The organism is Porphyrobacter sp. MBR-49 (genome assembly GCF_053628655.1).
Window position 1 is genome coordinate 45,936 of sequence record NZ_JBRJGU010000008.1, and the last position, 22,073, is coordinate 68,008.

Annotated in this window: 18 protein-coding genes; 5 read left to right on the forward strand and 13 right to left on the reverse strand. The window is 63.2% G+C overall.

Annotation, left to right across the window (positions count from 1 at the left end; genetic code table 11):
* The first annotated feature begins 6 nt into the window (after positions 1-6).
* Entirely contained in the window at positions 7-537 is a 531-nt protein-coding gene (ppa, locus tag ACSSV3_RS11965) for an inorganic diphosphatase (protein ID WP_354326174.1), read from the forward strand.
* A 30-nt stretch (positions 538-567) separates the two neighbouring features.
* Here ppa and ACSSV3_RS11970 read toward each other — a convergent pair whose 3' ends face one another.
* Positions 568-936, reverse strand: a complete 369-nt coding sequence (locus ACSSV3_RS11970; RefSeq protein WP_354326176.1) for a hypothetical protein — start codon at positions 934-936, stop codon at positions 568-570.
* Between the two features lie 249 nt (positions 937-1,185).
* Here ACSSV3_RS11970 and lptB point away from each other — a divergent pair, with 249 nt between their 5' ends.
* Both lptB and rpoN read left to right on the forward strand, forming a co-directional pair.
* Entirely contained in the window at positions 1,186-1,977 is a 792-nt protein-coding gene (lptB, locus tag ACSSV3_RS11975; RefSeq protein WP_354326178.1) for an LPS export ABC transporter ATP-binding protein, read from the forward strand.
* 11 nt (positions 1,978-1,988) lie between these two features.
* Positions 1,989-3,482 (forward strand): RNA polymerase factor sigma-54, encoded by a 1,494-nt coding sequence (rpoN, locus tag ACSSV3_RS11980; RefSeq protein WP_354326180.1) that lies wholly within the window; start codon positions 1,989-1,991, stop codon positions 3,480-3,482.
* Between the two features lie 78 nt (positions 3,483-3,560).
* On the opposite strand, the gene ACSSV3_RS11985 is transcribed toward rpoN, so the two are convergent.
* The 4 genes from ACSSV3_RS11985 to ACSSV3_RS12000 form a co-directional block, all read right to left on the reverse strand.
* Entirely contained in the window at positions 3,561-3,815 is a 255-nt protein-coding gene (locus tag ACSSV3_RS11985) for a hypothetical protein (RefSeq protein WP_354326181.1), read from the reverse strand.
* A gap of 47 nt (positions 3,816-3,862) precedes the next feature.
* Complete coding sequence (locus tag ACSSV3_RS11990) at positions 3,863-4,675, reverse strand: undecaprenyl-diphosphate phosphatase (protein WP_354326183.1); 813 nt, start codon at positions 4,673-4,675, stop codon at positions 3,863-3,865.
* A gap of 205 nt (positions 4,676-4,880) precedes the next feature.
* On the reverse strand, positions 4,881-7,067 hold the full coding sequence (locus tag ACSSV3_RS11995; protein WP_354326184.1) for a M13 family metallopeptidase: 2,187 nt from the start codon (positions 7,065-7,067) through the stop codon (positions 4,881-4,883).
* Positions 7,068-7,184: 117 nt separating this feature from the next.
* Positions 7,185-8,912, reverse strand: coding sequence for an ABC transporter transmembrane domain-containing protein (locus tag ACSSV3_RS12000; protein ID WP_454184817.1), 1,728 nt, complete (start codon positions 8,910-8,912; stop codon positions 7,185-7,187).
* 336 nt (positions 8,913-9,248) lie between these two features.
* Between ACSSV3_RS12000 and ACSSV3_RS12005 the strand changes: the two genes are divergently transcribed.
* The gene (locus tag ACSSV3_RS12005; RefSeq protein ID WP_354326284.1) at positions 9,249-10,487 is read left to right on the forward strand and encodes a polyhydroxyalkanoate depolymerase; all 1,239 of its coding nucleotides are present in this window, start codon (positions 9,249-9,251) and stop codon (positions 10,485-10,487) included.
* A gap of 99 nt (positions 10,488-10,586) precedes the next feature.
* Here the strand turns inward: ACSSV3_RS12005 and ACSSV3_RS12010 are convergent, their stop codons facing one another.
* The 8 genes from ACSSV3_RS12010 to ACSSV3_RS12045 all read right to left on the reverse strand — a co-directional run bounded on the left by ACSSV3_RS12010 (position 10,587) and on the right by ACSSV3_RS12045 (position 21,736).
* A complete protein-coding gene (locus ACSSV3_RS12010; RefSeq protein WP_354326188.1) occupies positions 10,587-13,715 on the reverse strand; it encodes an efflux RND transporter permease subunit in 3,129 nt (1,042 codons plus the stop codon).
* Positions 13,712-14,956, reverse strand: a complete 1,245-nt coding sequence (locus ACSSV3_RS12015) for an efflux RND transporter periplasmic adaptor subunit (RefSeq protein WP_354326190.1) — start codon at positions 14,954-14,956, stop codon at positions 13,712-13,714. Before ACSSV3_RS12015 ends, ACSSV3_RS12010 begins: the two co-directional genes overlap by 4 nt.
* Positions 14,953-16,188 carry a TolC family protein gene (locus ACSSV3_RS12020; RefSeq protein ID WP_354326191.1) on the reverse strand — a complete coding sequence of 412 codons (1,236 nt, stop codon included), beginning with the start codon at positions 16,186-16,188 and terminating at the stop codon, positions 14,953-14,955. Before ACSSV3_RS12020 ends, ACSSV3_RS12015 begins: the two co-directional genes overlap by 4 nt.
* A 130-nt stretch (positions 16,189-16,318) precedes the next feature.
* Positions 16,319-16,675, reverse strand: a complete 357-nt coding sequence (locus tag ACSSV3_RS12025) for a hypothetical protein (RefSeq protein WP_354326193.1) — start codon at positions 16,673-16,675, stop codon at positions 16,319-16,321.
* Between the two features lie 102 nt (positions 16,676-16,777).
* Positions 16,778-18,115 (reverse strand): DUF418 domain-containing protein, encoded by a 1,338-nt coding sequence (locus tag ACSSV3_RS12030; RefSeq protein ID WP_354326195.1) that lies wholly within the window; start codon positions 18,113-18,115, stop codon positions 16,778-16,780.
* Between the two features lie 63 nt (positions 18,116-18,178).
* A complete protein-coding gene (locus ACSSV3_RS12035) occupies positions 18,179-18,970 on the reverse strand; it encodes an SDR family NAD(P)-dependent oxidoreductase (RefSeq protein WP_354326197.1) in 792 nt (263 codons plus the stop codon).
* Complete coding sequence (locus ACSSV3_RS12040) at positions 18,967-19,548, reverse strand: VOC family protein (protein WP_354326199.1); 582 nt, start codon at positions 19,546-19,548, stop codon at positions 18,967-18,969. Before ACSSV3_RS12040 ends, ACSSV3_RS12035 begins: the two co-directional genes overlap by 4 nt.
* Before the next feature lie 373 nt (positions 19,549-19,921).
* Positions 19,922-21,736 carry a tetratricopeptide repeat protein gene (locus ACSSV3_RS12045; RefSeq protein ID WP_354326201.1) on the reverse strand — a complete coding sequence of 605 codons (1,815 nt, stop codon included), beginning with the start codon at positions 21,734-21,736 and terminating at the stop codon, positions 19,922-19,924.
* A gap of 18 nt (positions 21,737-21,754) precedes the next feature.
* Here ACSSV3_RS12045 and ACSSV3_RS12050 point away from each other — a divergent pair, with 18 nt between their 5' ends.
* Entirely contained in the window at positions 21,755-21,991 is a 237-nt protein-coding gene (locus tag ACSSV3_RS12050; RefSeq protein WP_354326202.1) for a hypothetical protein, read from the forward strand.
* Positions 21,992-22,073: the final 82 nt, after the last annotated feature.

Genomic DNA, 22,073 nt, shown 5'->3' on the forward strand with positions numbered 1-22,073 from the left:
ACCACCATGCGCATCGACAAGATCCCCACCGGCAAGAACCCGCCCGAAGAACTCAACGTGATCATCGAAGTGCCCACCGGGGGCGAGCCGGTGAAATACGAGTTTGACAAGGAGAGCGGCGCGCTGTTCGTCGACCGCATCCTGCACACTCCGATGCGCTATCCGGCGAATTACGGGTTCGTGCCGCACACGTTGAGCCCCGATGGCGATCCGCTGGATGCGCTGGTGATTGCGCGTTCGCCCTTCATCCCCGGCTGCGTGGTGCGCGCGCGGCCCATCGGGGTGCTCAACCTCGAAGACGAACATGGCGGCGATGAAAAGCTGATCTGCGTGCCGGTGGACACGACCTTCCCCTATTATTCGGACGTGGCCGAAACCAAGGATCTGCCGTCGATCATCTTCCAGCAGATCGAACACTTCTTTACCCATTACAAGGACTTGGAAGCCGAAAAGTGGGTGCGCGTGGGCAAGTGGGGTGACGCCGCCGAAGCGCGTCAGGTCACGATCGAAGCGATCGAGCGGTATAAGAATTCCTGATGTTCGTGCGCCCGGCGGGGTGCACGGAAATCACAACCCCCCCAGCAACGCCTTGAAAATCACTGTCAGCACAAACGGCAGGCCAATCACCACCGCCCACAGCCCGATCACATCGCGGCGGAAGGCAGCGGCGTAGGCCATGTCAGCGGCCTGCGCATCATCAAGATTCAACCAGCGTTTTTCGAACCAGCGGCACACCGGGATGATACCCGCCACCAGCACGATCAGCGCCATATAGGGCATCAACCCCGATGTCCCTTCGGACAGTGCCTTTACAGTCACGAAAATCTGCAATCCGGTGTAAACCAGCAGGCCATAGGCGACATGATCGCTCATCGCCTTGCGCCAGTCCCGCACCCGGCCATTGCCCCTGACCTGCTCGGTTGCTTTGCCCATCATACCCGCTCCCCAACGGTTTGTTGTGATGGATGCAGTATCGCAAAGGCGGCGCACAGTTGCAAGCGGGTGCGCGGCGCGCGAAATCTTGTTGCCCGGCAGGCATCAGTGATTGCCCAAGCCGCGAGAATCGCACAGCCTTTCCCAGTCGACAGGGCAATTGTCGGCGATGATGCCGCAACTAAGCAAAAATCCTGCCAAACTGCTTGAAGCCCTTTCCAGCCGCTTCAAGACTGCTAAAGACCGCAGAGTATGAGCACGTCGACGCTATCCGAAGCGGGCAGCCCCGCTGAATCCGCCGCCGCCCCGATCCAACCGCTGGGCAGTGGGCTGGAGGTGATTTCGATCGCCAAAAGCTACGACAAGACGGCGGTGCTGACCGATATTTCGCTGCACGTGGCCAAGGGCGAAGTGCTCGGCCTGCTTGGCCCCAATGGCGCGGGCAAGACCACCTGTTTCTATTCGATCATGGGTCTGGTGAAGCCGGATTCGGGCCGCATCCTGATGGACGGCGAGGATGTGACCTGCCTGCCGATGTATCGCCGCGCGATTCTGGGGCTGGGCTATTTGCCGCAGGAAACCAGCATTTTCCGCGGGATGACGGTCGAACAGAACATCAATTGCGTGCTCGAACTGGTCGAGCCTGACGGCGCCACCCGCGCGGCTGAACTGGAACGCCTGCTCGACGAATTCGGCCTCACACGGCTGCGCGAATCGCCCGCGATGGCGCTTTCAGGCGGCGAGCGGCGGCGCTGCGAGATCGCCCGCGCACTGGCGGCCAAGCCTTCGATCATGCTGCTGGATGAACCCTTTGCCGGGATCGATCCGCTGTCGATCAGCGACATCCGCGAGCTGGTGCGCGACCTGAAATCGCGCGGCATCGGGGTGCTGATCACCGATCACAACGTGCGCGAAACGCTCGACATTGTTGACCGCGCCTGCATCATCTACGGCGGGCAGGTGCTGTTTTCCGGCAGCCCGCAGGAACTGGTCGCCGATGAGAACGTCCGGCGGCTCTATCTTGGCGAGAGCTTCACGCTCTAGGGCTGGCAGGCATGGCTCTCGGCCCTCGCCTTGATCTTCGGCAATCCCAATCGCTGGTGATGACGCCGCAATTGCAGCAGGCGATCAAGCTGTTGGCGGCCTCCAATCTCGAAATTGAAAGCTTCATTGCCGAGGCGCTTGAGGCCAACCCGTTGCTCGATACCACCACGCCCGAGCCGGATGAGCCAGAGCGCGGCGAAGTGGCGGCGGCGCTGCCCGAAGATGCGCCCGCCGACCAGTTGATCGCATTGGGCGGCGGCGAAGGCGATGCGCCGCTCGATCTCGCGTCGGTCGACCGTGATTGGGACACTGGCGACGGCACAGCTGCTTTGGCCCGCGATGCCGAATGGGGCGCAGCGGAGGCGGGAGGGGGCGATTTCGGCGATGCGCCAGACTGGGAGCAATTGCGCGCCGCCGAGGTAACGCTGGCCGACCATCTCGACGGACAAGTTGGCGCGCTCGCCTCCGATCCGCGCACCGCCCTGATCGCGCGCCATATCATCGGGCTGCTCGATGAGGCGGGCTATCTGGCTTCCGCGATTGACGAGATTGCCGATGATCTCGGCGTCACGCCTGACGAAGCTGAGGCCGCGCTGGCGCTGGTGCAATCGCTTGACCCCAGCGGCGTGGGCGCGCGCAATCTGGCCGAATGCATCGCGATACAGGCGCGCGAGGCGGATCGTTACGACCCGTGCATGGCGGCGCTGATCGCCAATCTCGATCTGGTCGCGCGCGGCGAGGTGGAACGGCTTAAACGCCTGTGCCGGGTGGATGACGAGGATTTCGCCGACATGCTGCGCGAATTGCGCAGTTACAACCCGCGCCCCGGCCTCGCCTTTGCATCATCCGTTACCAGCACCGTGGTGCCCGACATCCTGATTACCGCCAACAACGCGGGCGGATGGGACATCGCGCTGAACGAGGAAACCCTGCCCAAGCTGATCGTCAATCGCGGCTACTTTCTCGAACTCAATGCCGGGGTATCGGACAAGCAATCGCAAGGCTGGCTGAAAGAAAAGCTGGCCGATGCCCACTGGCTGATCCGCGCGCTTGACCAGCGGCAGAAAACCATCCTCAAAACCGCTGCCGAAATCGTGCGCCAGCAGGAAGGCTTCTTTCGCCGCGGTGTATCCGAACTGCGCCCGCTGACCTTGCGCGAAGTGGCCGAGAAGATCGACATGCACGAAAGCACGGTCAGCCGGGTGACGAGCAACAAATATCTCGCCTGCGCGCGCGGGACGTTTGAATTGAAATATTTCTTCACCAGCGGGGTCGGGTCAGCAGACGGCGAAGGCGCATCGTCCGCCGCGATCAAGGCGCGGATCAAGGCGCTGATCGATGACGAAACCGCCAAGAACATCCTGTCCGATCAACAACTGGCTGAAATGCTACAAAAAGAAGGCTTCGACCTCGCCCGGCGCACCGTGGCCAAATACCGCGAAGCGATCGGCCTGGGCTCCAGCGCCGAACGGCGGCGGGCGAAAAAGCTGGCGGGGGCGGGGTAACGGGGCGGTGCGCGCTGGCACTGTGTCTGCGCCGCACGGGCCTTGGTGTTATTCTTCGGCTTCGTTCTGGCTGAAATGCTAAACCATCCGGCGGCGCAGGATCGCGTGATAGAGCGCCAGCGCGGCTGCGCTCACCGCCACGGCCACGCCCATACCGATCAGTGATAGCCCGCCCAGCATCGTGCCGCCATTGGCAATGGTGCCAGCCACCAGCGCGGTCAGCACCCCGATGGCGATTTGCCGCAGGATCGCGCCCGGCGCTTCGGTGCGGGCAACGATCGAGGCCAGCCAGCCCAGAAACGCCCCCAAAAAGATCAGCACCAGCACTGCCATTGTAACACCTGCCCCGATCACCGCCGGGAGCGTGTCCCGGCTCTATATCAGCGCATCATTAGCCAGATAATCGCCGCGCTGCCAATCACGATCCGGTAATAGGCAAACGGCGCAAAACCGAAACGGCTGACATAGGTCACAAACGCGCGGATCACGACCATCGCGGTCAGAAACGCGGCGACAAAGCCGATGGCGATTTCGGCCCAACCGATCATCCCGCCGCCTGCCAGCAGTTTTTCCGGCTCTGACGCGATCTTGACCGTGGCCGCGCCCAGCATGGTCGGGATGGCGAGGAAAAAGCTGAACTCTGCCGCCGTTTTGCGGCCCACACCCATCGCCAGCGCGCCAAGGATGGTCGCGCCCGAACGGCTGGTGCCGGGGATCATCGCCAGACATTGCATGAAACCGATGCCGATTGCCTTGGCCAGCGGCACATCGGCCACCCCGCTATCGGTGCCGGGGCGCACCGCCTTTTCCAGCCCGATCATCGCCACCCCGCCAACCAGCAGCGCCCAGGCGACCACCAGCGGGCTTTCGAGCATCATGTCGATCTGGTCTTTCACCGCCAGCCCGATCACCGCGGCGGGCATGAACGCCACCAGCAGATTGCGCACAAACCGCACTGCCACCGGCTCCCACCGCAGCAGGCCGATCAGCATTCCCCAAAGATAGCGGAAATAGGTGACGACCACCGCCAGAATCGCGCCCAGTTGAATGACGATATTGAACTGCGCCCACTGCGCAGCGTTATAACCGAACAGCTCTGTGGCAAGGATCAGGTGCCCGGTGGATGACACGGGCAGGAATTCGGTCAGCCCTTCAAGAATGCCGAGCAGGATCGCAGCGATGGTTTCACTCATGGGAAACGCGCTTTGACGAGGCATTGCGGTCTGTCAAACCAAAAGGCCCGCCCGGATGTTGGGGCGGGCCTATGTGTCGCGTGCCACACGGCCCGCCAACGGACGAGCCGCGAGCGCACGCGCGCGAGCCGCAGGCGATCAGGCCCACAAGGCCTGAGGCTCGCCGAGGACGTGCCCGCGGAGGCGGGCACGCACACAAGAAACCTTACCAGATGCGTACGCGCTGTTCCGGCGGCAGATACATCGCATCGCCAGGCTTCACGCCGAAGGCTTCGTACCATTCATCCAGATTGCGCACGACGCCGTTGACCCGATATTCCTCGGGGCTGTGATTATCGGTGCGCAGGCGGGTGCGGTAGTTTTCTTCGCGCTGGGCAGAACGCCACACCTGCGCCCAGGCAAGGAAAAACCGCTGATCGCCGGTCAGTCCGTCGATCACTGGCACGTCCTTGTCTTTGGTCGCGATTTTATAGGCGCGGTAGGCGAGGCTCAGCCCACCGACATCGCCGATGTTCTCGCCGAGCGTCAGGCGGCCATTGACGCAGGTGGTGCCATTATCGAGCGGGCAGAAGCCGTTATATTGCGCCACCAGCCGATCACCCAACGCATCAAACGCCTTGCGGTCATCATCGGTCCACCAATTGCGCAGCATCCCGGTGGCGTCCGATTTCGACCCCTGATCGTCAAACCCGTGACCGATTTCATGCCCGATCACGCCGCCAATCGCGCCGTAATTGACCGCGATATCATTGCTCAGCGCAAAGAACGGCTGTTGCAGAATCGCGGCGGGGAACACGATTTCGTTCTTGGTCGGGTTGTAATAGGCGTTCACCGTCTGTGGCAGCATGAACCATTCGGTGCGGTCAATCGGCTGGCCCAGTTTGGCCACGTTATCGGCCATTTCCCACTTGGCCGATGCCATGCGGTTGGCAATCGGATCGCCCGGTATGATGGCGAGGCCTTCGTAGGTTTCAAGATTGGGGCGATAGCCGATCTTGGGATCGAAACTATCCAGCTTGGCGCGCGCCTGAACCTTGGTTTCCTCACCCATCCAGTCGATGTCTGCGATGGAATCGCGCAGCGCAATCCGCAGGTTGGCGACCAATTCATCCATCGCCGCCTTGTTTTCGGGCGGAAAATAACGCGCGACATAGGATTTGCCGATCAATTCACCGAGCAGGCTTTCGGATTCGCCAATCGCGCGTTTCCAACGCGGGCGCTGTTCGGGCGTGCCGCGCAGGGTCTTGCCGTAGAATGCAAAGCTGGCATCGTCGAACCGCTTGGGCAGCACCGCGGCGTTGCCCGACAGAAACTCCTTCGCCATCCACGCCTGCAAGGTCGCGACCGGGGTTTCGCTCAACAACGCGAACATCCCCGGCAGGCCGGTGCCGATCTTGGCGAGCGTCGCCTCATCCAGCCCCAGCGCGGCGATTTCTTCCTCGGTCGGCGGCATCATGCTGACGACGAAGCCGGGGCTTTCCGCAACCCCCATCGCCGCCATCATCGCGGCCACCGGCACCTTGCCGCCGATCGCAGCGAGTTCTTCGGCGGTCAGCAGATTGTAGGTCAGATCGCGGTTGCGGCGCACGGTGCGATCCCATGCGACGGTGCGGGCGATGCTGTCTTCAAAGGCATAGACCGCTTCGGCTGCCGCCGCCGGATCGGCATAGCGTGCCTCACCCAGCAGGAAGGCAAGGTAGGCTTTATAAGCGGCCTGAATCGCGCGGCCTTTTTCGCTTTCGTCGAGGTAGTAATCGCGGTCAGGCAGGCCCAATCCGCCAAACCCGACCGAGGCAATGTGACGATCGGGCTGCTTGGCATCCACGCCCACGCCGCCGCCCACCGGACTGGCATAGCCTGGCTCGGCCCACAGCATCGCCAGATCATCGAGCGTCTGCGCGCCCATGATCCGGTCAAGATGCGGCTGCGCGGGGGCGAGGCCCGCGGCTTCGATCGCGTCGGTATCGAGATAGGAATTATACGCAGCAACAATCCGCTGCTCATCCTCGCTGAGGCTCGCGGCGTCCTTGGCCAGCAGATCATCCATCAGCGCCTTGACGTCAGCGGTGCTCTTTTCGCCCAGCAGCGTGAACGCGCCCAGACGGCTGAATTCGGACGGCAGCGGGTTGGCATCGATCCATGGCTGATTGACGAAGGCGAAGAAATCATCCCCCGGCTTGACCTCAGCTGAGAGCAGCGCCGGATCAACGCCCCATGCGCCAAAGCTCATCGTCGGCAGGGTCGAGGCCGGAGCGGGGGTGGCGGCGCTATCTTCCACCAGCAATTCAAGACCGTCTTCGTGAACATGGGTGTCGTCATTGGCAAGCGCGGGCGCGGCGGCAAATGCCAGCGCAGCCAAGCTGACGCCAAGCAGGGCGGGTTTGTGGATCATGTCTGGAGTCCCGAAAATTGGAGCAGGAAATCTGCCTATCCCACATTAACGCGCCGCGCAGGGAAAGGTCGCCCTTTGTCCGGCGGCTCAGGCGTTTCGTCGAAAACCGGAGGGAAATCAGGCGGCGGCGTGGGTGAATTGCAGCCGCGCCAGCCGCGCATACAGCCCGCCCGCCTTGGACAGCGCATCATGCGTGCCCTGTTCGACGATCCGGCCTTCATCGAGCACGATGATCCGGTCTGCCGCGCGCACCGTCGCCAGCCGATGCGCGATCACCAGCGTGGTGCGCTGCGCCATCAGCTTTTCGAGGGCCTGCTGCACCAATTGTTCGCTTTCCGCATCCAGCGCGCTGGTCGCCTCGTCCAGCAGCAGGATCGGCGCATCGCGCAGCAGCGCGCGGGCGATGGCGACGCGCTGTTGCTGCCCGCCCGACAGCTGCGTGCCGCCTTCGCCAAGGTAAGTGTCCAGCCCGCTTGGCAGCGCGCGCAGGAAGGTTTCAGCATTGGCGGCGCGCGCGGCGTTCCAGATGTCCTCGTCGCTCGCGTCCCACTTGCCGTAACGCAGGTTGTCACGGGCATTGGCGCTGAACAGCACCCCGTCCTGCGGCACCAGCGCAAGGCGCGCGCGAATGTCAGCCGGGTCGGCAGCGGTCAACGGCACGCCATCCAGGCGGATGGTGCCGCCCTGCGGATCGTAAAACCGTTCGACCAGCTGGAAAATCGTCGACTTGCCCGCACCCGAAGGCCCGACAATCGCAATCGTCTCCCCCGGCTCGATTTCGAGCGTGAAGTCTTTCAGCGCCGCCGTTTCAGGCCGTGCGGGGTAGCGGAAGGTGACATTGCGGAAAGACAGGCTGCCGCGCGGTGGCTGCGGCAGGCTTTCGGGCCGCGCAGGCGGGGCGATATCGGCCCGCGCTTCCAGCAGTTCGGCCAGCCGGCTCGCCGCGCCCGCGCCGCGCAGCAGATCGCCATACACTTCGGTGAGCGACCCCAGCGCGCCCGCCACCAGCCCGCCGGTCAGCACAAATGCGGCAATCGTCCCGCCGCTGATCACGCCTTCCGATACCGCCAGCGCGCCGCGCCACATCACCACCACGATCCCGCCAAACACCAGCAGGATGACGATCGATGTCATCGCCGCGCGCAGCACGATCCGCCGCCGCGCGGTGGCGAAGGTTTCCTCGACCACGCTGGCAAAGCGCGCGCTTTCACGGCGTTCCTGCCCGAAGCTCTGGACGATCTTCATCGCCGACAGCACTTCGGTGACATAGGCGCCAACATCAGCGATCCGATCCTGACTGGTGCGCGAAACAGTGCGGATCTTGCGCCCGAAATAGACAATCGGCGCGATCACCAGCGGGATGCCGATCAGCAGGCCCAGCGTCAGCGACGGGGCGAGATATAGCAGCAGCCCGATCCCGCCAATCGCGGTGAGCGAATTGCGCAGCGCCACCGAAATCGTGGTGCCGACCACGTTTTCGATGATCGCGGTGTCGCTTGTCATCCGGCTGCTGATTTCCTTGGGGCTGTTGACCTCGTAGAAGCCGGGCGAAAGACGCAGCAGGTTTTCCTGCACTTTCAGCCGGATATCAGCCACTACCCGTTCACCCAGCCAGCTGACGAAATAGAACCTGAGCGCGGTGCCGATGCCGAGGATCAGCACGATCATCAGCAGATACTGGAAGGCGTGGCCGATCTGTTCGGCATTGGCGGTGCCGCCGAACGCCTCGTCGATAATCACCTTGAACCGCCACGGGATCGCCAGTGTCGCAGCCGAGGTGATCACCAGCGCCAGCAGCGCGAGGCCGATCTGACGCGGATATTGCACCGCTGCACCAAACACCATCCTGAGCGGCGCGAGCGAGCGTGGGCGGGTGGCAGGTTCGGCCTCGGCCCCTGCCCCTACCTCTGTATCCGTCGCGATTGCCCGTGTGTCCAACACGTCTGGCCCACTGCCAGCGGGAGCGTCGGAAATTTCGCGATCGAGAGGTTTGCCGTCCATATCCGCAGCGCTCTAGCCGTGGCTGGCGCGAATTTCACGCGCAAAAAGTGCCGCTCTGACAACCCGTGTTCACAAGATTGCCACAATTGTGCATTGCACAATAGCGCGCAAGGGGCCATCTGGAGGCCCAAGTGCCCCGGTGAGAGGCGCAGATTGTTCGCGATGACGGAGAGCCAAACGATGCTTTACCACGCCTATGAGCTTCAACGCAGCTGGATGAACAGCGCCAGTGCGCTGGCCTCGATCAGTGTCGGCGTGCTTTCCAATCCGGCCAATCCGTTCGGCTATATCGGAATGGGGCCGATGGCCGCCAATGCGCTTGACGTGTTCGCCCACGCCACCGCGCATTATGGCAAGCCCGCTTTCGGCATCACCGAAGTCACCATCGACGGCAAAGCCCACGCGGTAAGCGAAAGCACCGCGATCAAGCGCCCGTTTGGTGATCTGCTGCGCTTTACGGTCGAAGGCGCGCCTGCTGACCGTCCGCGCCTGCTGATCGTCGCCCCGATGAGCGGGCATTACGCCACGCTGCTGCGCGGCACGGTCGAACGGATGCTCGAAAGCTGCGAAGTGTTCATTACCGATTGGGCCGATGCCAAGATGGTGCCGCAAAGCGCCGGGCAGTTCGATCTGGATGAATATATCGACTATCTGATCGAATTTGCCGAGCATATCCATGATGATGCGGGCGGGCAACGCATCCACATGATGGCGGTGTGCCAGCCATCGGTGCCAGCCTTTGCCGCGACCGCGCTGCTGAACCTGCATAAATCGCCCGCGACGCCGGCTACGCTGACGATGATGGGCGGGCCGATCGACACCCGCGAATGCCCCACCGTGGTCAACAACATGGCGATGCAGCGTCCGATCGAATGGTTCCGCCAATCGGTGATCGCCACCGTGCCGATGAAATATCCCGGCAGCGGGCGGCGGGTCTATCCCGGCTTCATGCAGCTATCGGCGTTCATGAGCATGAACCTGCGTAGCCACATGATGAGCCACTATGAGATGTTCAAACATCTGACCGCCGGAGACGAGGCGAGCGCGCAGGCGACCAAGGATTTCTACGACGAATATCGCTCTGTATGCGACATGACGGCGGAGTTTTATCTCCAGACGGTCGAAGAAGTGTTCCAGAACCATTCAATCCCCAAGGGCGAATTCCGCCACAAGGGCGAATTGGTCGACATCACCCGGATCACCGACACCGCGCTGCTGGCGATCGAGGGTGAGCGCGACGATATTTCAGGCCTCGGCCAGACCAAGGCCGCGCTGAAGCTGACCCCCAACCTGCCCGACGACAAAAAGCGGTATTACATGGCCGAAGGCGCAGGCCATTACGGCATCTTCAACGGCAGCCGCTGGCGCACCAAGGTCGCCCCCGTGGTCGAAGAATGGATCGCCGCGCACAAGGGGTGACGGTTGGCGGCACCGCAGCGGCAGGTTCAGCGGGCGTTGCCTATATTGACCACCGCACCGGGTCGCAGTTCGGGCATCAGCATCTGCGCCACGTAGGCTTCAAACCCGTCGCCTTGGCCCGCGCCGCCGCATCAGCAGATAGGCGGCGGGCAGCACGAACATTGATAATAGCGGCGCGGTGATCATTCCGCCGATCATCGGCGCGGCGATGCGGCTCATCACTTCGGAACCCGCGCCTGTGCCGATCAGCACCGGCAGCAGCCCCGCCAGAATGGTCGCCACCGTCATCGCCTTGGGCCTCACCCGCAGCAGCGCCCCTTCGCGGATCGCCGCCGACACCGCTTCGGCATCCGGATCGTCCCCGTGCCGGGCTAGCGCGGATTTGAGATAGATCATCATCACCACGCCAAACTCTGCCGAAACCCCGGCCAGCGCGATGAACCCCACGGCGGTCGCCACCGACTGGTTATAGCCGAGCAGATAAAGCAGCCAGAACCCGCCGGTCAGCGCAAACGGCAGCGTGGCCATGATCAACAGCGCTTCATCCAGCCGCCGGAAGATCAGGTAGAGCAGCAGGAAAATGATTCCCAGCGTCGCCGGAACCACGATTTGCAGCCGCTGATAGGCGCGTTCCATATATTGGAACTGCCCGGCATAGGACAGGCTGACCCCCGGCGGCAGGGTGACATCGCGCGCCACCGCTTGCTGGATATCACCCACCACCGCCACCAGATCGCGCCCGCGCGCATCGACATAGACATAGCTGGTCGGCCGCCCCTGTTCGCTTTTCAGCATCGGCGGCCCATCGCTCACCGCAATGCGGGCGAGAGTGCCCAGCGTGATCTGCCCGCCCGCAGGCGTCAGCAGCGGCAAGTTGCGCAATTCGTCCACGCTATCGCGGATTTCGCGCGGGTAGCGGACATTGATCGGATAGCGCGCCACGCCTTCCACCGTGCGGCCGATATTCGCCCCGCCGATGGCGCCCGCCACGATCTGCTGCACATCGGCGATGTTGAGGCCGTAACGCGCCGCTGCCACCCGGTCGATGGTGACATCGATATAGCGCCCGCCCGTCAGCCGTTCTGCCAGCGCCGAACTGACCCCCGGCACCTGCCTTGCCGCGCGTTCCACCTGCACCGCGGTTCGCTCCAGCTGCGCCAGATCCTCACCCGACAGCTTGATGCCGATCGGGCTTTTGATCCCGGTTGCCAGCATGTCGATGCGGTTGCGGATCGGCGGTACCCAGACATTGGCGAGGCCCGGCACCTGCACAGCGCGGTCGAGTTCCTCCAGCAGTTTTTCGGGGGTCATCCCGGCGCGCCATTGATCGCGCGGCTTGAACCGGATGGTGGTTTCAAACATCGTCAGCGGGGCAGGATCGGTGGCGGTATCGGCGCGGCCCGCCTTGCCGAACACGGTGGCGACTTCGGGCACGGATTTGATCATCCGGTCGGTGCGTTGAAGCAAGGCCGAGGCTTGCGCAGGTGACAGGCCGGGCAAGGCGGTCGGCATATAGAGCAGATCGCCTTCGTCCATCGGCGGCAGAAATTCGCCTCCCAGCCGCGCGACGGGGATCAAGGTGGTCGCAAACACCACCGCGGCGATCACCAGCGCCGCTTTGGGCCGCCGCATCACCCAATCGAGGCCGGGGCGATAGGCACGGGTCAGCGTGCGGTTGAGGATGTTGCTGTCCTCGCGCGGGATCTTGCCGCGCACCAGCCAGCCGATCAGCACCGGCACCAGCGTGATCGAAAGGATCGCGGCAGCCGCCATCGCATAGGTTTTGGTAAAGGCCAGCGGCGCGAACAGCCGCCCTTCCTGCGCCTGAAGGGTGAATACCGGAATGAACGACAGGGTAATGATCAGCAGGCTGAAGAACAGCGCCGGGCCAACTTCGCGCGATGCTGCGGCGACGATCCGCCACCGCTCCTCGCCCGAAATGGCGGTATCGGGGCGTTCGTCCATCCGGTGTTCGATATGCTTGTGCACATTTTCGATCATCACGATGGCGGCATCCACCATTGCGCCAATCGCAATCGCGATGCCGCCCAGCGACATGATATTCGCGCTTACCCCTTGAAAGCGCATGATCAGAAACGCGGCCAGCACGCCCAATGGCAAGGTCAGGATCACCACCAGCGCCGACCGCGCGTGCCACAGGAACAGCGCGCAGATAATGCCGACGATGATGAATTCGGCGATCAGTTTGTGCGTCAGATTGCGGACCGAGGCATCGATCAGGTGCGAGCGATCATAGGTGGTGACCACCTCGACGCCGTCCGGCAGGCTGGCACGCAATTGATCGAGCCGCGCCTCGACTGCGGTAATCGCGGTGCGGACATCGGCACCCTGACGCAGCACAATAATGCCGCCGGCCACCTCGCCTTCGCCGTTCAATTCGGCAATCCCGCGCCGCAGCTCCGGCCCCAGTTGGATATGCGCCACATCGCCCAGCGTCACCGGCACGCCGCCCGGCGCGGTGCGCAGCGCGATCTGGCGGAAATCGTCGAGATTGGCGAGATAGCCCGAGGCGCGAACCATATATTCGGCCTCGCCCAGTTCCACCACCGAACCGCCAGTTTCCTGATTGGCGGCCTGCACCGCGCTGACGACTTCGGCATGGGTGACGCCGAGCGAGGCCATGCGATAGGGATCGAGCACGATCTGATATTGCCTGACCATCCCGCCCACGCTGGCGACTTCGGCCACGCCGGGGATGGTTTGCAGTTCATAACGCAGGAACCAGTCCTGAATGCTGCGCAACCCCGCCAGATCGTGCCCGCCGCTGCGGTCGACCAGCGCATATTCGTAAATCCAGCCCACCCCGGTGGCATCGGGGCCAAGCTGCGGCGACACCCCGGCGGGCAGATCGCCCTGCGCCTGGCTGAGATATTCCAGCACCCGGCTGCGCGCCCAGTAAAGGTCAGTCCCGTCTTCAAAGATGACATAGACGAAGCTGTCACCAAACATCGAATAGCCGCGCACGGTTTCCACGCCCGGAACCGAAAGCAGGGTGGTCGACAGCGGGTAGGTGACCTGGTCTTCGACGATCTGCGGGGCTTGCCCGGCGAAATTGGTCCGCACGACCACCTGCACATCGGACAGATCGGGCAACGCATCGACCGGCGTGGTGCGCACCGCCCACAGTCCGGCCAGCGTCAGCGCGATCGCAGCGAGCACGATGAACACCCGGCCCGCAATCGCGCCGTCGATGATCCGCGCGATCACTTGTTTGCCCCTTCAGCGATGGGCCGCACCTTTATGCCCGAAAGGCTGGCTTCGGAATCGAGCAGGAACTGGCCCGACACCACCACCTGTTCGCCTGCCGCCAGCCCGGCGAGCACTTCGACCTGGCCATTGGCCTCGCGCCCGATGCGTATTTCGGCGGGCAGGAACCCGCCTTTGCCCTGCGCCAGCATCACCAGATTGCGCCGCCCGGTGCGGATCACCGCTTCCGCCGGGATCAGCAGCGCTGCGCGTGGTTCGGGTGACAGCGTGACTTGCGCGAACATCCCCGGTCGCAGCCGCAGGCCGGGATTGGGCAATTCGGCGCGCACGGTCAGCGTCCGGCTGTCCGCCTGCGCGCTCGGCAGGATCGCGGTGATCCTGCCAGAGAACAGCTCGCCGGGATAGGCCGTCAGCGCGGCCCGCACGGTCTGGCCGATGCTGATGTCGCCCGCCTGACTTTCAGGCACGGCGGCCTCCAGCCATACGGGGTTGAGCGCGGTGATTTCGGCCAAGGTCTGCCCGCTCACCACGCTCATCCCGCGTCGCACCGCCAGCGTGGTGATCGCACCGGAACTGGGCGCTGTGATGGTGATGACCGATTGCGGCTTTCCGCTGCGGGCAACCGCGGCAATCGTGCTGTCGGGCATTCCCAGCAGGCGCAACCGATCCCGCGCGGCGCGGGTCAGCGCACCATCGCCGGTGGCGGCGACGGCGAGATATTCAGCCTGCGCCCCGCCCCATTCGGGGATCAGCAGATCGACCAGCGGGGTGCCTGCCGCCACCACATCATCGGGCGCATGGCCATAGGTGCGCTGGACAAACCCGCCCGAACGCGGCTGCACAATCGAAACCTCGCGCGCATTATAGGCGATGCTGCCGGTGACGGTGGTTTCGGTATCGAGCGCGCCCATCGCGGCCTCAGCCGTGCGGATGCCGAGGTTTTGCACCAGCGCCGGATCGATGCTGACCCCAGCCTGCGCGGTATCTTCGCCCGCGCATTTGGGCACCAGTTGCATATCCATGAACGGTGATTTGCCGGGCTTGTCGAACTGCTGGCCGGGCACCATCGGGTCATACCAATAGAGCACCTCGCATTCCGCCTGCGTGCCGCCACCTGCGGTATCGGCACCGCCGCCAAGCATCGACAGGCCATATCCCGCCGCGCCGCTGATCAGTGCCAGCATGACGCCGCCAGCAAGCATCCGTTGGCGAGCCGACAGATTGTTCCAACCACTGCTCATAGCATGTGCTCTCCATAGGTCAGGCGCAGAACGGCGGCGGCCTCAACCGCAGCCGCCTCGCGTTCGAGGATGTCGAGTTCGAGCAGCGCCAGCGCGGTGCGGGCGGCGATCACGTCGATCAGATCGGCGCGGCCTGCGGCAAAGCTCGCGGTTTCCAGATCAGCCCGGTCGCGCGCCAGGGGAAGCAATTCATCGCGTGCGCGCTGCCATTGGCGCATCGCGCTGTGCCATGCGGCCAGATCGGATTCGAATTGCGCGGTGATCGCGCGCAGCGTGTCCTGCCGCTCGGCAGCGGCGGCCATCGCCTGCGCTTCGGCTGCGGCGATGCGCGGCCTTTGCCGCTTATCGGTGAACAGCGGCAGAGTAACTGAACCCAATACCGAAACGGCGTTGCCGAAATCGGGATCGCGCCGCCCGAACGTGGCGCTGACGCCGAAATCGGGCCGCAGGTCTGCCCGCGCCAGATCGCTTGCGGCATCGGCCCGCGCAGCCACCGCATCGGTCATCTGAACTTCGGGAATGCTGGCAAGATTAGCGCGCAGCCTTGCGGCATCGGCATCGGCGGGCGGGGCCGCGCCCGACGCCACCGGATCAGAGCCGGGCAGGAACCGCACCAACCGCGCCCGCGTGCTGGCCAAGTCAGCCTCGATCCGGGTGTGCGCGTCATCAAGATCGAGCAGCGCTCGGCGAATTTCGAGGCTTTCGGCGGGCCGCGCCGATCCTGCCGCGACCGCGCTGCGCGCCACCGGCACAAGCGCGCGCAGATCATCTTGCGCTGACTGGGCTAACGCCAACCGCTGCTGCGCGAAATAGAGCCTGATCCATGCCTGACCGGTGGCCGCAGCCACATCGCGGCGCGCCATTATCAGCCGGGCCTGCGACACCTGCGTGTCCGATAGCGCCAGCCCTTCCCGCGCATTGCGCTTGGCCAAGTTGGGGATCGCCTGTTCGATTCCTAACTGAATCTGGGTTGGAAGCTGACGATCCGGGTTGAAGGCGACCGGGCCGGTTACTGGCAGATTGGTAATCCCCCCGCGCAGCACCGGATCGGGCAGCTCATCGGCTGGCCCCACGGCTTCACGCGCGGCCTGCGCTTGCAATGCGCGGGCCTCTAGCAGGGGTTGCTCCAACTGTGCTCGCCGCAGCGCCTCGGCATAGCCGATCGGCTGCGCGTGGACGGCAGACGCCGCCGCCAATGCGGACAGCGGCAACCAGCAAATTTTCCAGTTCATCTCTTCGCCTCGCGTTGGCCCCAACAGGGGGGGGCTGCGATTACGGCGCCTGACAGCCTGCAATGGGTCAATCAGGCGCGCACCTTGCGCAATAGTGTCAGGCAAGGGGCAATCGCCCCGCTGACACAAGCTACATGGTGAAGCTGGTTTGGGGAGGCGTGAGTTCCGGCGGGATCAGCTTACCGTAAAGCCTGCTGGCAAGCTGCGCCGTATAGATCGCGGGGTTGATCAGCGCATGAGTGGGTGCGGTCTGATCCGGCCCGGTCATTGCCAAGGGGGCGACACAGCCCATCATGCCAAGGCAGCCCAAGGCCATATCTGCACAGCAATTTGGTGTATCAGACGGGCTGGCTGCGTGGGCCATCATCTCGGCACAAGCAGAACCTGCGCCCATCGCGCTTTGCGAAGGGGCAGCAGCATAGGCAGTGCTCTGCACAAACAGGCTGACAATGCAGCATATCAACACAAAAGCTTTCAACCGGGCCATACCCGCAAGGATAGGTGAACGCTCGGCCGATTGCAACAAGCGGCCAGTCCGGCGCCAGCGCATCAAAGGATCAGAGCCCCAGAGCCCCAGATTAGAACGCGTTCATCCGGCGACCACTGCTTCGCGCCGAAACTTCGGAAACTCGGCATAGGTCAGACCGCGCCAGAGCCATTCGAGCGGGCCCATCTGAAAATGACGAAGCCACAACGGGCTGATGATCAGCTGCGCCGCCCAGATCGCGAACACGACATAATAGAGCTGGTGCCGCTCAAGCTGTCCGAACAGGCCCAGACCCACGAACAGGATCGCGCAGACCAGCGAATGGGTGAGATAATTGGTGAACGCCATCCGCCCGACGCAGGCCAGCGCGTGCTGAAACAGGGGAAACACACCCGATCGCACGATCAGCAAAAGCAGGCCGAGGTGCCCCGCAGTGGTCGCTATCCGCCCAAGGTCATAGGTGATCTGGGACTGGCTCATGGCGAGGAGACTGAACCCGTTATCGATTACCCAGCGTGTTTCGAACAGGTTGACAGTCAGCCCGACGCCATAACCGCACACGATCAACGCAAGGTAGAAACGGAGCGAACGCGCTAGCGTGAGAACGCCCATTTTATACAGCGCCATACCGATCAGCATCATGCTGAAAACATCGAAGAACCAGCGGTAAAAATACCAGCTCTCTGCATGGGCCGTCTCTTGCGCGACCTGCGCAAAGGCGCTCCAGTAACTGGCGGTTCTTTTTTCGACATAATCCTGTTGGGCTTCGGGTGACGGGCTGTATTCTTCCAGCGCTGACGCCCATTCACCGGCCCATGCTTTCTGATCGGCAGTCAGCTTTGCCCCTTCGGTTTGCGATGCCTCATAGGCGGCATGATTGCGCATCAAGTCCGAAGTGTCCTTGGCGTTCCAGAGCGCGTTCGCCATCAGGCCCGCGACACCGATGATAATCAGCCACTTCGCGCTTAATTTGCGGAACGGAAAGACCAGCAGCGCGGTCAGCCCGTAGAAATACAGGATGTCGCCGCTCCATAGCAGGAAGAAGCCATTGATCATGCCGAACGCGATCAACCACAGGTTGCGGCGCGCATAGATATCGGCGACGTCAGTGCGGCCCTTCGCCTCCAGCCGGGACGTGAACAGGATGATGCCTGCTCCGAACAGCATCGAGAACAACCCTCTTTGGGTTCCTTCGAAACCGATCTGGATGATCACCCAGGACAGCAGGTTGAGCCCCTCGGCACCGCCGGCATTCGTGGGATTGCCATAGGCGTGGGGCAGGCCGAAGCCGGTAATGTTCATCAGCAGAATGCCGAAAAGCGCTGCTCCCCTGACGAAGTCGAGCGCAACGATCCGGTCGGTCGCTGGCCCCGTTCGCGGCGTGTCGGGTGTCGCTTCGGCGGAGCCGATCATGGGCGATCGAATGGCTGCACTCGTCATGGAATTACCCCCTACTTGTCCAAACTTGTCGGTTGATACTGGTTCGATGCGCGGCGCACCCCATCAGAACACCGAATATCCGCCATCGACCGGCAAGGTGATGCCGGTGACGAAATTGGCGGCCGGACTGGCCAGAAACACCGCCGCGCCCGCACATTCTTGCGGTTCGCCCCACCGCCCCGCCGGAGTCCGCGCGATAAGCATTGCGTTGAAATCGCTCCAATCGGGATCGGCGCGCGCGATCTGCGTCATTTCGGTCGCGATCCAGCCCGGCGCGATGGCGTTGACCTGGATACCGTGCGGCGCGAGTTCGATCGCCATGGATTTGGTCAGTTGCACAACCGCGCCTTTGGCGGCGGCGTAGGACGGCACGGCTGCCGCGCCGAAGATCGAATACATGCTGGCAAGGTTGATGATCTTGCCGTGCCCGCGCTGCTGCATCGATGCCGCCACGGCCTTTGACAGCAGGAAAGTTGCCGTCAGATGGGTGGCGATGGCGTTGTCCCAGCCTTGTTCCGATTGGTGCAGGACACCGCCGCTGACATCAGTATTGCCGGCATTGTTGACGAGGATATCGATCGGGCCGAGCGCGCGCTCCACGCTCGCAATCGCGGGAGCGAGCGCGGTGCGGTCGGTCACATCGAGAATATCGGCGTGGGTGCGGCGGCCGATCCGTTCCAGTTCGGCCTCAACCTCGGCATTGCGATCGGCGTTGCGTGCCAGGATCGCGACGGCTGCGCCTGCCTGGGCAAGACCAATGGCTATCGCGCGCCCGATCCCCCGGTTGCCGCCTGTGACGAGCGCGACTTTGCCCGACAGGTCAAAATTGCAACGCGAAGGGCGGCCGTGTGTCACGCAGACAGCGCCTCAAGCCGCCCGCGGATGGGAGAAACCGGCGCGGCAAGGTCGATCGCCAGCAATTCCGCCTCGCTCGCCCCGCTGCGCAAGCGGGCGAGCCAATCGGCCGGATCATATTCGGTTCCGACCGGGTTGGCGCCGATCCTGTCGCCTTGGAAATAATCGCGGCATTCGCCCTTGCTGGCGAAGCAATCGACGCTGAACTCCATCTGGTTGCCATCGGGATCGGCGTAGTAGAGCGAAGCGCTCATCCCGTGATTGACGCACCAATAGGGCTCGATCCCCTTGGCTTTCAGGTCTTCCCAGGTTTCCAGCAATACCGTTAGCGAGGGCACTTCGTAGGCGACATGATCCACCCCGACCGGGGCCTGCGCAGCATCGCCGCCATCAGGGGCAATCACCCCAAGATCGGCAAAGGCCAGCCGGTGATGTTCATCATCAAAAGTAAGGAAGGCGAGCGCGGGGTTGCGATAGACGATCTCCGCCCCGAACACGGCCCGATACCAGCGCAGCATCGCCTCAAGCTGGTGCGTGCGATAGACAACATGGGCAAGTTTGGGTGATGGCATCGCCATGATAGTATTCCCTTGGGGGAACATATCTGGACGAAGTCCGGTGGGCGGAGTGGTCGCATCCCCACCCACCGGAGCTCAAGCCGCGCTTCCCCCCGTCAGCGCGGCCTGTATTCTTGCAGCAGTATCGCACCACCGACTGGGCGATACTCGGCCCGGTTGCGGCTGGCCTCTGCCTGCTCAATTCGCGTCATCTGCTGGCGACCATTCCGGTTAAGAACAACACAGGCAAAACGCATCCTGCGCCGATCCCGATGGTCGGGATGGTGTTCAAAACAGCTGGATTCCAGTGCGATATGACAGATGCCAAAATGCCTGTCGCAGCGGGGTGCGGTCAACCCGGCGGATCGTCAAAAAAGCGTCAATTCGTAGCCGTTCAGGCCCCGTGCGGCCCTTCCGGCATCAGATCAGGCCAGCCGTGGCGGTTCCACGCCTCGACCAGGCCGATGTTTTCGGCAAAGTCCATAAAGCCCGGATGCAGCCGGATCCGACGGATCGGCTCGACATCGGCCCACAGGCTCATCAGGCCGAACATATTGGCCGGATGGATGCGTTCACGATAGATTTTCATCACCAGATCAGCATGGCCCATCCAGATCGCGGGGAAGGCGATCGTCGGGTCATGCGGATCGGGCATGGTCTGGTGCAACCCATCGAGCATGGCGCAATAGGCCATGCGTGCGCTGTCATCGCCGCTGCAACACCCCCTTGCGCCAATCCCCCAATAGGCATCGCGCACCGTATCGTTCATCGGCTCGGTGCCGGCCGGGGGCAGGATCACCGTATTCATCAGCATGCGCGAGGCATAATAGGTCGCGGTTGCTTGCTCATGTGCGCCGCTCGCCGCCTGGATCGCGGCCAGCCACATTCCGGGCATCCCCAGATCGACCATCCGCTGCCCTGCCGCCAGCGCCGCGTCCATCTCGCCCAGGTTGAAATATGCGGTGGCAAGAATTACGTAATTTCGCCCATAGACCGGGTCCTGTTCAACCCCCGCCTCGATGAATGGCAGCGCGGCGCGGGTTCGACCGATATAGAGCAGGAATGACCCCAGCCGCAGCGCGACATCGGCATTGCGCGGCTCGCGGGCATAGGCCTCGAACGCGAGGTCAAGCGCGCCCGCCGGGTTCTGGCGAGTCCATTCATGAATCCCCTGAATCGTCAGCCCATGCCCCTGACCCGGATCGAGCGCGACCGCCCGCCGAGCGCAGTCCGCCGCCTTGCGCGACCGTTCGACCCGGTCGAGACACGGCGTATAGACCGCATTGTGGACATGGGCATCGGCCAGCGCGGTCCAGCATTCGGCAAATTCGGGATCGAGCGTCAGCGCCTCCTCCAGCAATTCGACCGATTTGGCCGCAGCGCCATCGGAGATTGATCGCCGCAACAGCGAAAGGCCTTGCAGATACAGGGCATAGGCCGCGCGGTTGGTGGTCATCCGCCGCATTGGCGCCGGTGATAGCGACAGGCCAAGCACCCGGCAGATTGCCGCAATCACATTATTGCCGATGACTTTGCGCGAATCGAAAAAATCGTCGATCGAACCGGTGATCCGGTCTGCCCAGATTTCGGTGCCAGTTGCGCCTTCGATCAGGGCGATACGGGCTGTGATGCTATCATGCGTGCGCGTGACTTCGCCTTCAACCAGATGCGTCACCCTGAGGCTGGCGGCCATTTCGGTCAGCGTCTGCCCCCGTTCCGCGACCGCAAGGATCGATGTGCGTCCGGCCAGCGCGATGCCTTCCACCTTGCCCAGCCGCGCACTCAATTCATCGGTGATGCCCTCCGCCAGAAAGAAGTCGCCGCCGACATGATCGATCTGACCCAAGGGCAAAACCGCAAGCGCGATTTCGGCGGCGCTGCGTGCGGCCGGATAGCGGGCCTGCGAGGCAGCGCTCAGTCGTGCGCTCAGTTCAGGCTCACCCGCTGCCCGCAATTCTGTGACCAGCCGCGCAATCGCCTGACGCAGCCTCGCATCGACCTCCTGCCGTTTGAGCGCAAGCCAGCCATCGAAAGCACGGTTGAATGTCATGCCCTGCAGGATTGGCAGATTGACGATGCCTTCGAGGATGGTCGCGGCCTGATCGGCATCGCCCTGTTCCAACGCGTCTTCCAGCATGGACAGATCGGACAGCAGAAGATTGCGATCGAGCGCGACCGCCGAGCGCGTGACAATCAGGAGATTGCCCAAGCCATCGTTCTCGAACTGATGGCGGAGATCCAGCAGGCATTGCCTGAGGCTGGCCTTGGCTTGGGTTTGAAACCGGTCAGGCCACAAAATCTGGCACAGCGTCTCTCGATCAAGGCGGCGATCCGGCTGAAGGCACAGCAAAGCAACCAGCAGCATGCCTCGGCGATTGCTGAGCAACAACGGGGCACCGCCCGCCGTCTCGAGCCGGAATTCGCCAAACATTCTCCCCAGAACCGCAATTCCGGATGCGGCTAATTCGGTCGAGTCATGCACCAGTCCAGCCCCCCGCGCCGATTCCTAGAGCGTGACCGTGGTTTTGCAACGAATTATGTCGGCG

What these genes read in the sequence shown, in the direction of transcription:
- ppa (WP_354326174.1), top strand. Translation starts at nt 7, where the DNA reads ATGCGCATCGACAAGATCCCCACCGGCAAGAACCCGCCCGAAGAACTC.
- ACSSV3_RS11970 (WP_354326176.1), bottom strand. Translation starts at nt 936, where the DNA reads ATGATGGGCAAAGCAACCGAGCAGGTCAGGGGCAATGGCCGGGTGCGG.
- lptB (WP_354326178.1), top strand. Translation starts at nt 1,186, where the DNA reads ATGAGCACGTCGACGCTATCCGAAGCGGGCAGCCCCGCTGAATCCGCC.
- rpoN (WP_354326180.1), top strand. Translation starts at nt 1,989, where the DNA reads ATGGCTCTCGGCCCTCGCCTTGATCTTCGGCAATCCCAATCGCTGGTG.
- ACSSV3_RS11985 (WP_354326181.1), bottom strand. Translation starts at nt 3,815, where the DNA reads ATGGCAGTGCTGGTGCTGATCTTTTTGGGGGCGTTTCTGGGCTGGCTG.
- ACSSV3_RS11990 (WP_354326183.1), bottom strand. Translation starts at nt 4,675, where the DNA reads ATGAGTGAAACCATCGCTGCGATCCTGCTCGGCATTCTTGAAGGGCTG.
- ACSSV3_RS11995 (WP_354326184.1), bottom strand. Translation starts at nt 7,067, where the DNA reads ATGATCCACAAACCCGCCCTGCTTGGCGTCAGCTTGGCTGCGCTGGCA.
- ACSSV3_RS12000 (WP_454184817.1), bottom strand. Translation starts at nt 8,912, where the DNA reads ATGGTGTTTGGTGCAGCGGTGCAATATCCGCGTCAGATCGGCCTCGCG.
- ACSSV3_RS12005 (WP_354326284.1), top strand. Translation starts at nt 9,249, where the DNA reads ATGCTTTACCACGCCTATGAGCTTCAACGCAGCTGGATGAACAGCGCC.
- ACSSV3_RS12015 (WP_354326190.1), bottom strand. Translation starts at nt 14,956, where the DNA reads ATGAGCAGTGGTTGGAACAATCTGTCGGCTCGCCAACGGATGCTTGCT.
- ACSSV3_RS12020 (WP_354326191.1), bottom strand. Translation starts at nt 16,188, where the DNA reads ATGAACTGGAAAATTTGCTGGTTGCCGCTGTCCGCATTGGCGGCGGCG.
- ACSSV3_RS12025 (WP_354326193.1), bottom strand. Translation starts at nt 16,675, where the DNA reads ATGGCCCGGTTGAAAGCTTTTGTGTTGATATGCTGCATTGTCAGCCTG.
- ACSSV3_RS12030 (WP_354326195.1), bottom strand. Translation starts at nt 18,115, where the DNA reads ATGACGAGTGCAGCCATTCGATCGCCCATGATCGGCTCCGCCGAAGCG.
- ACSSV3_RS12040 (WP_354326199.1), bottom strand. Translation starts at nt 19,548, where the DNA reads ATGGCGATGCCATCACCCAAACTTGCCCATGTTGTCTATCGCACGCAC.
- ACSSV3_RS12050 (WP_354326202.1), top strand. Translation starts at nt 21,755, where the DNA reads ATGGCGGAGATCCAGCAGGCATTGCCTGAGGCTGGCCTTGGCTTGGGT.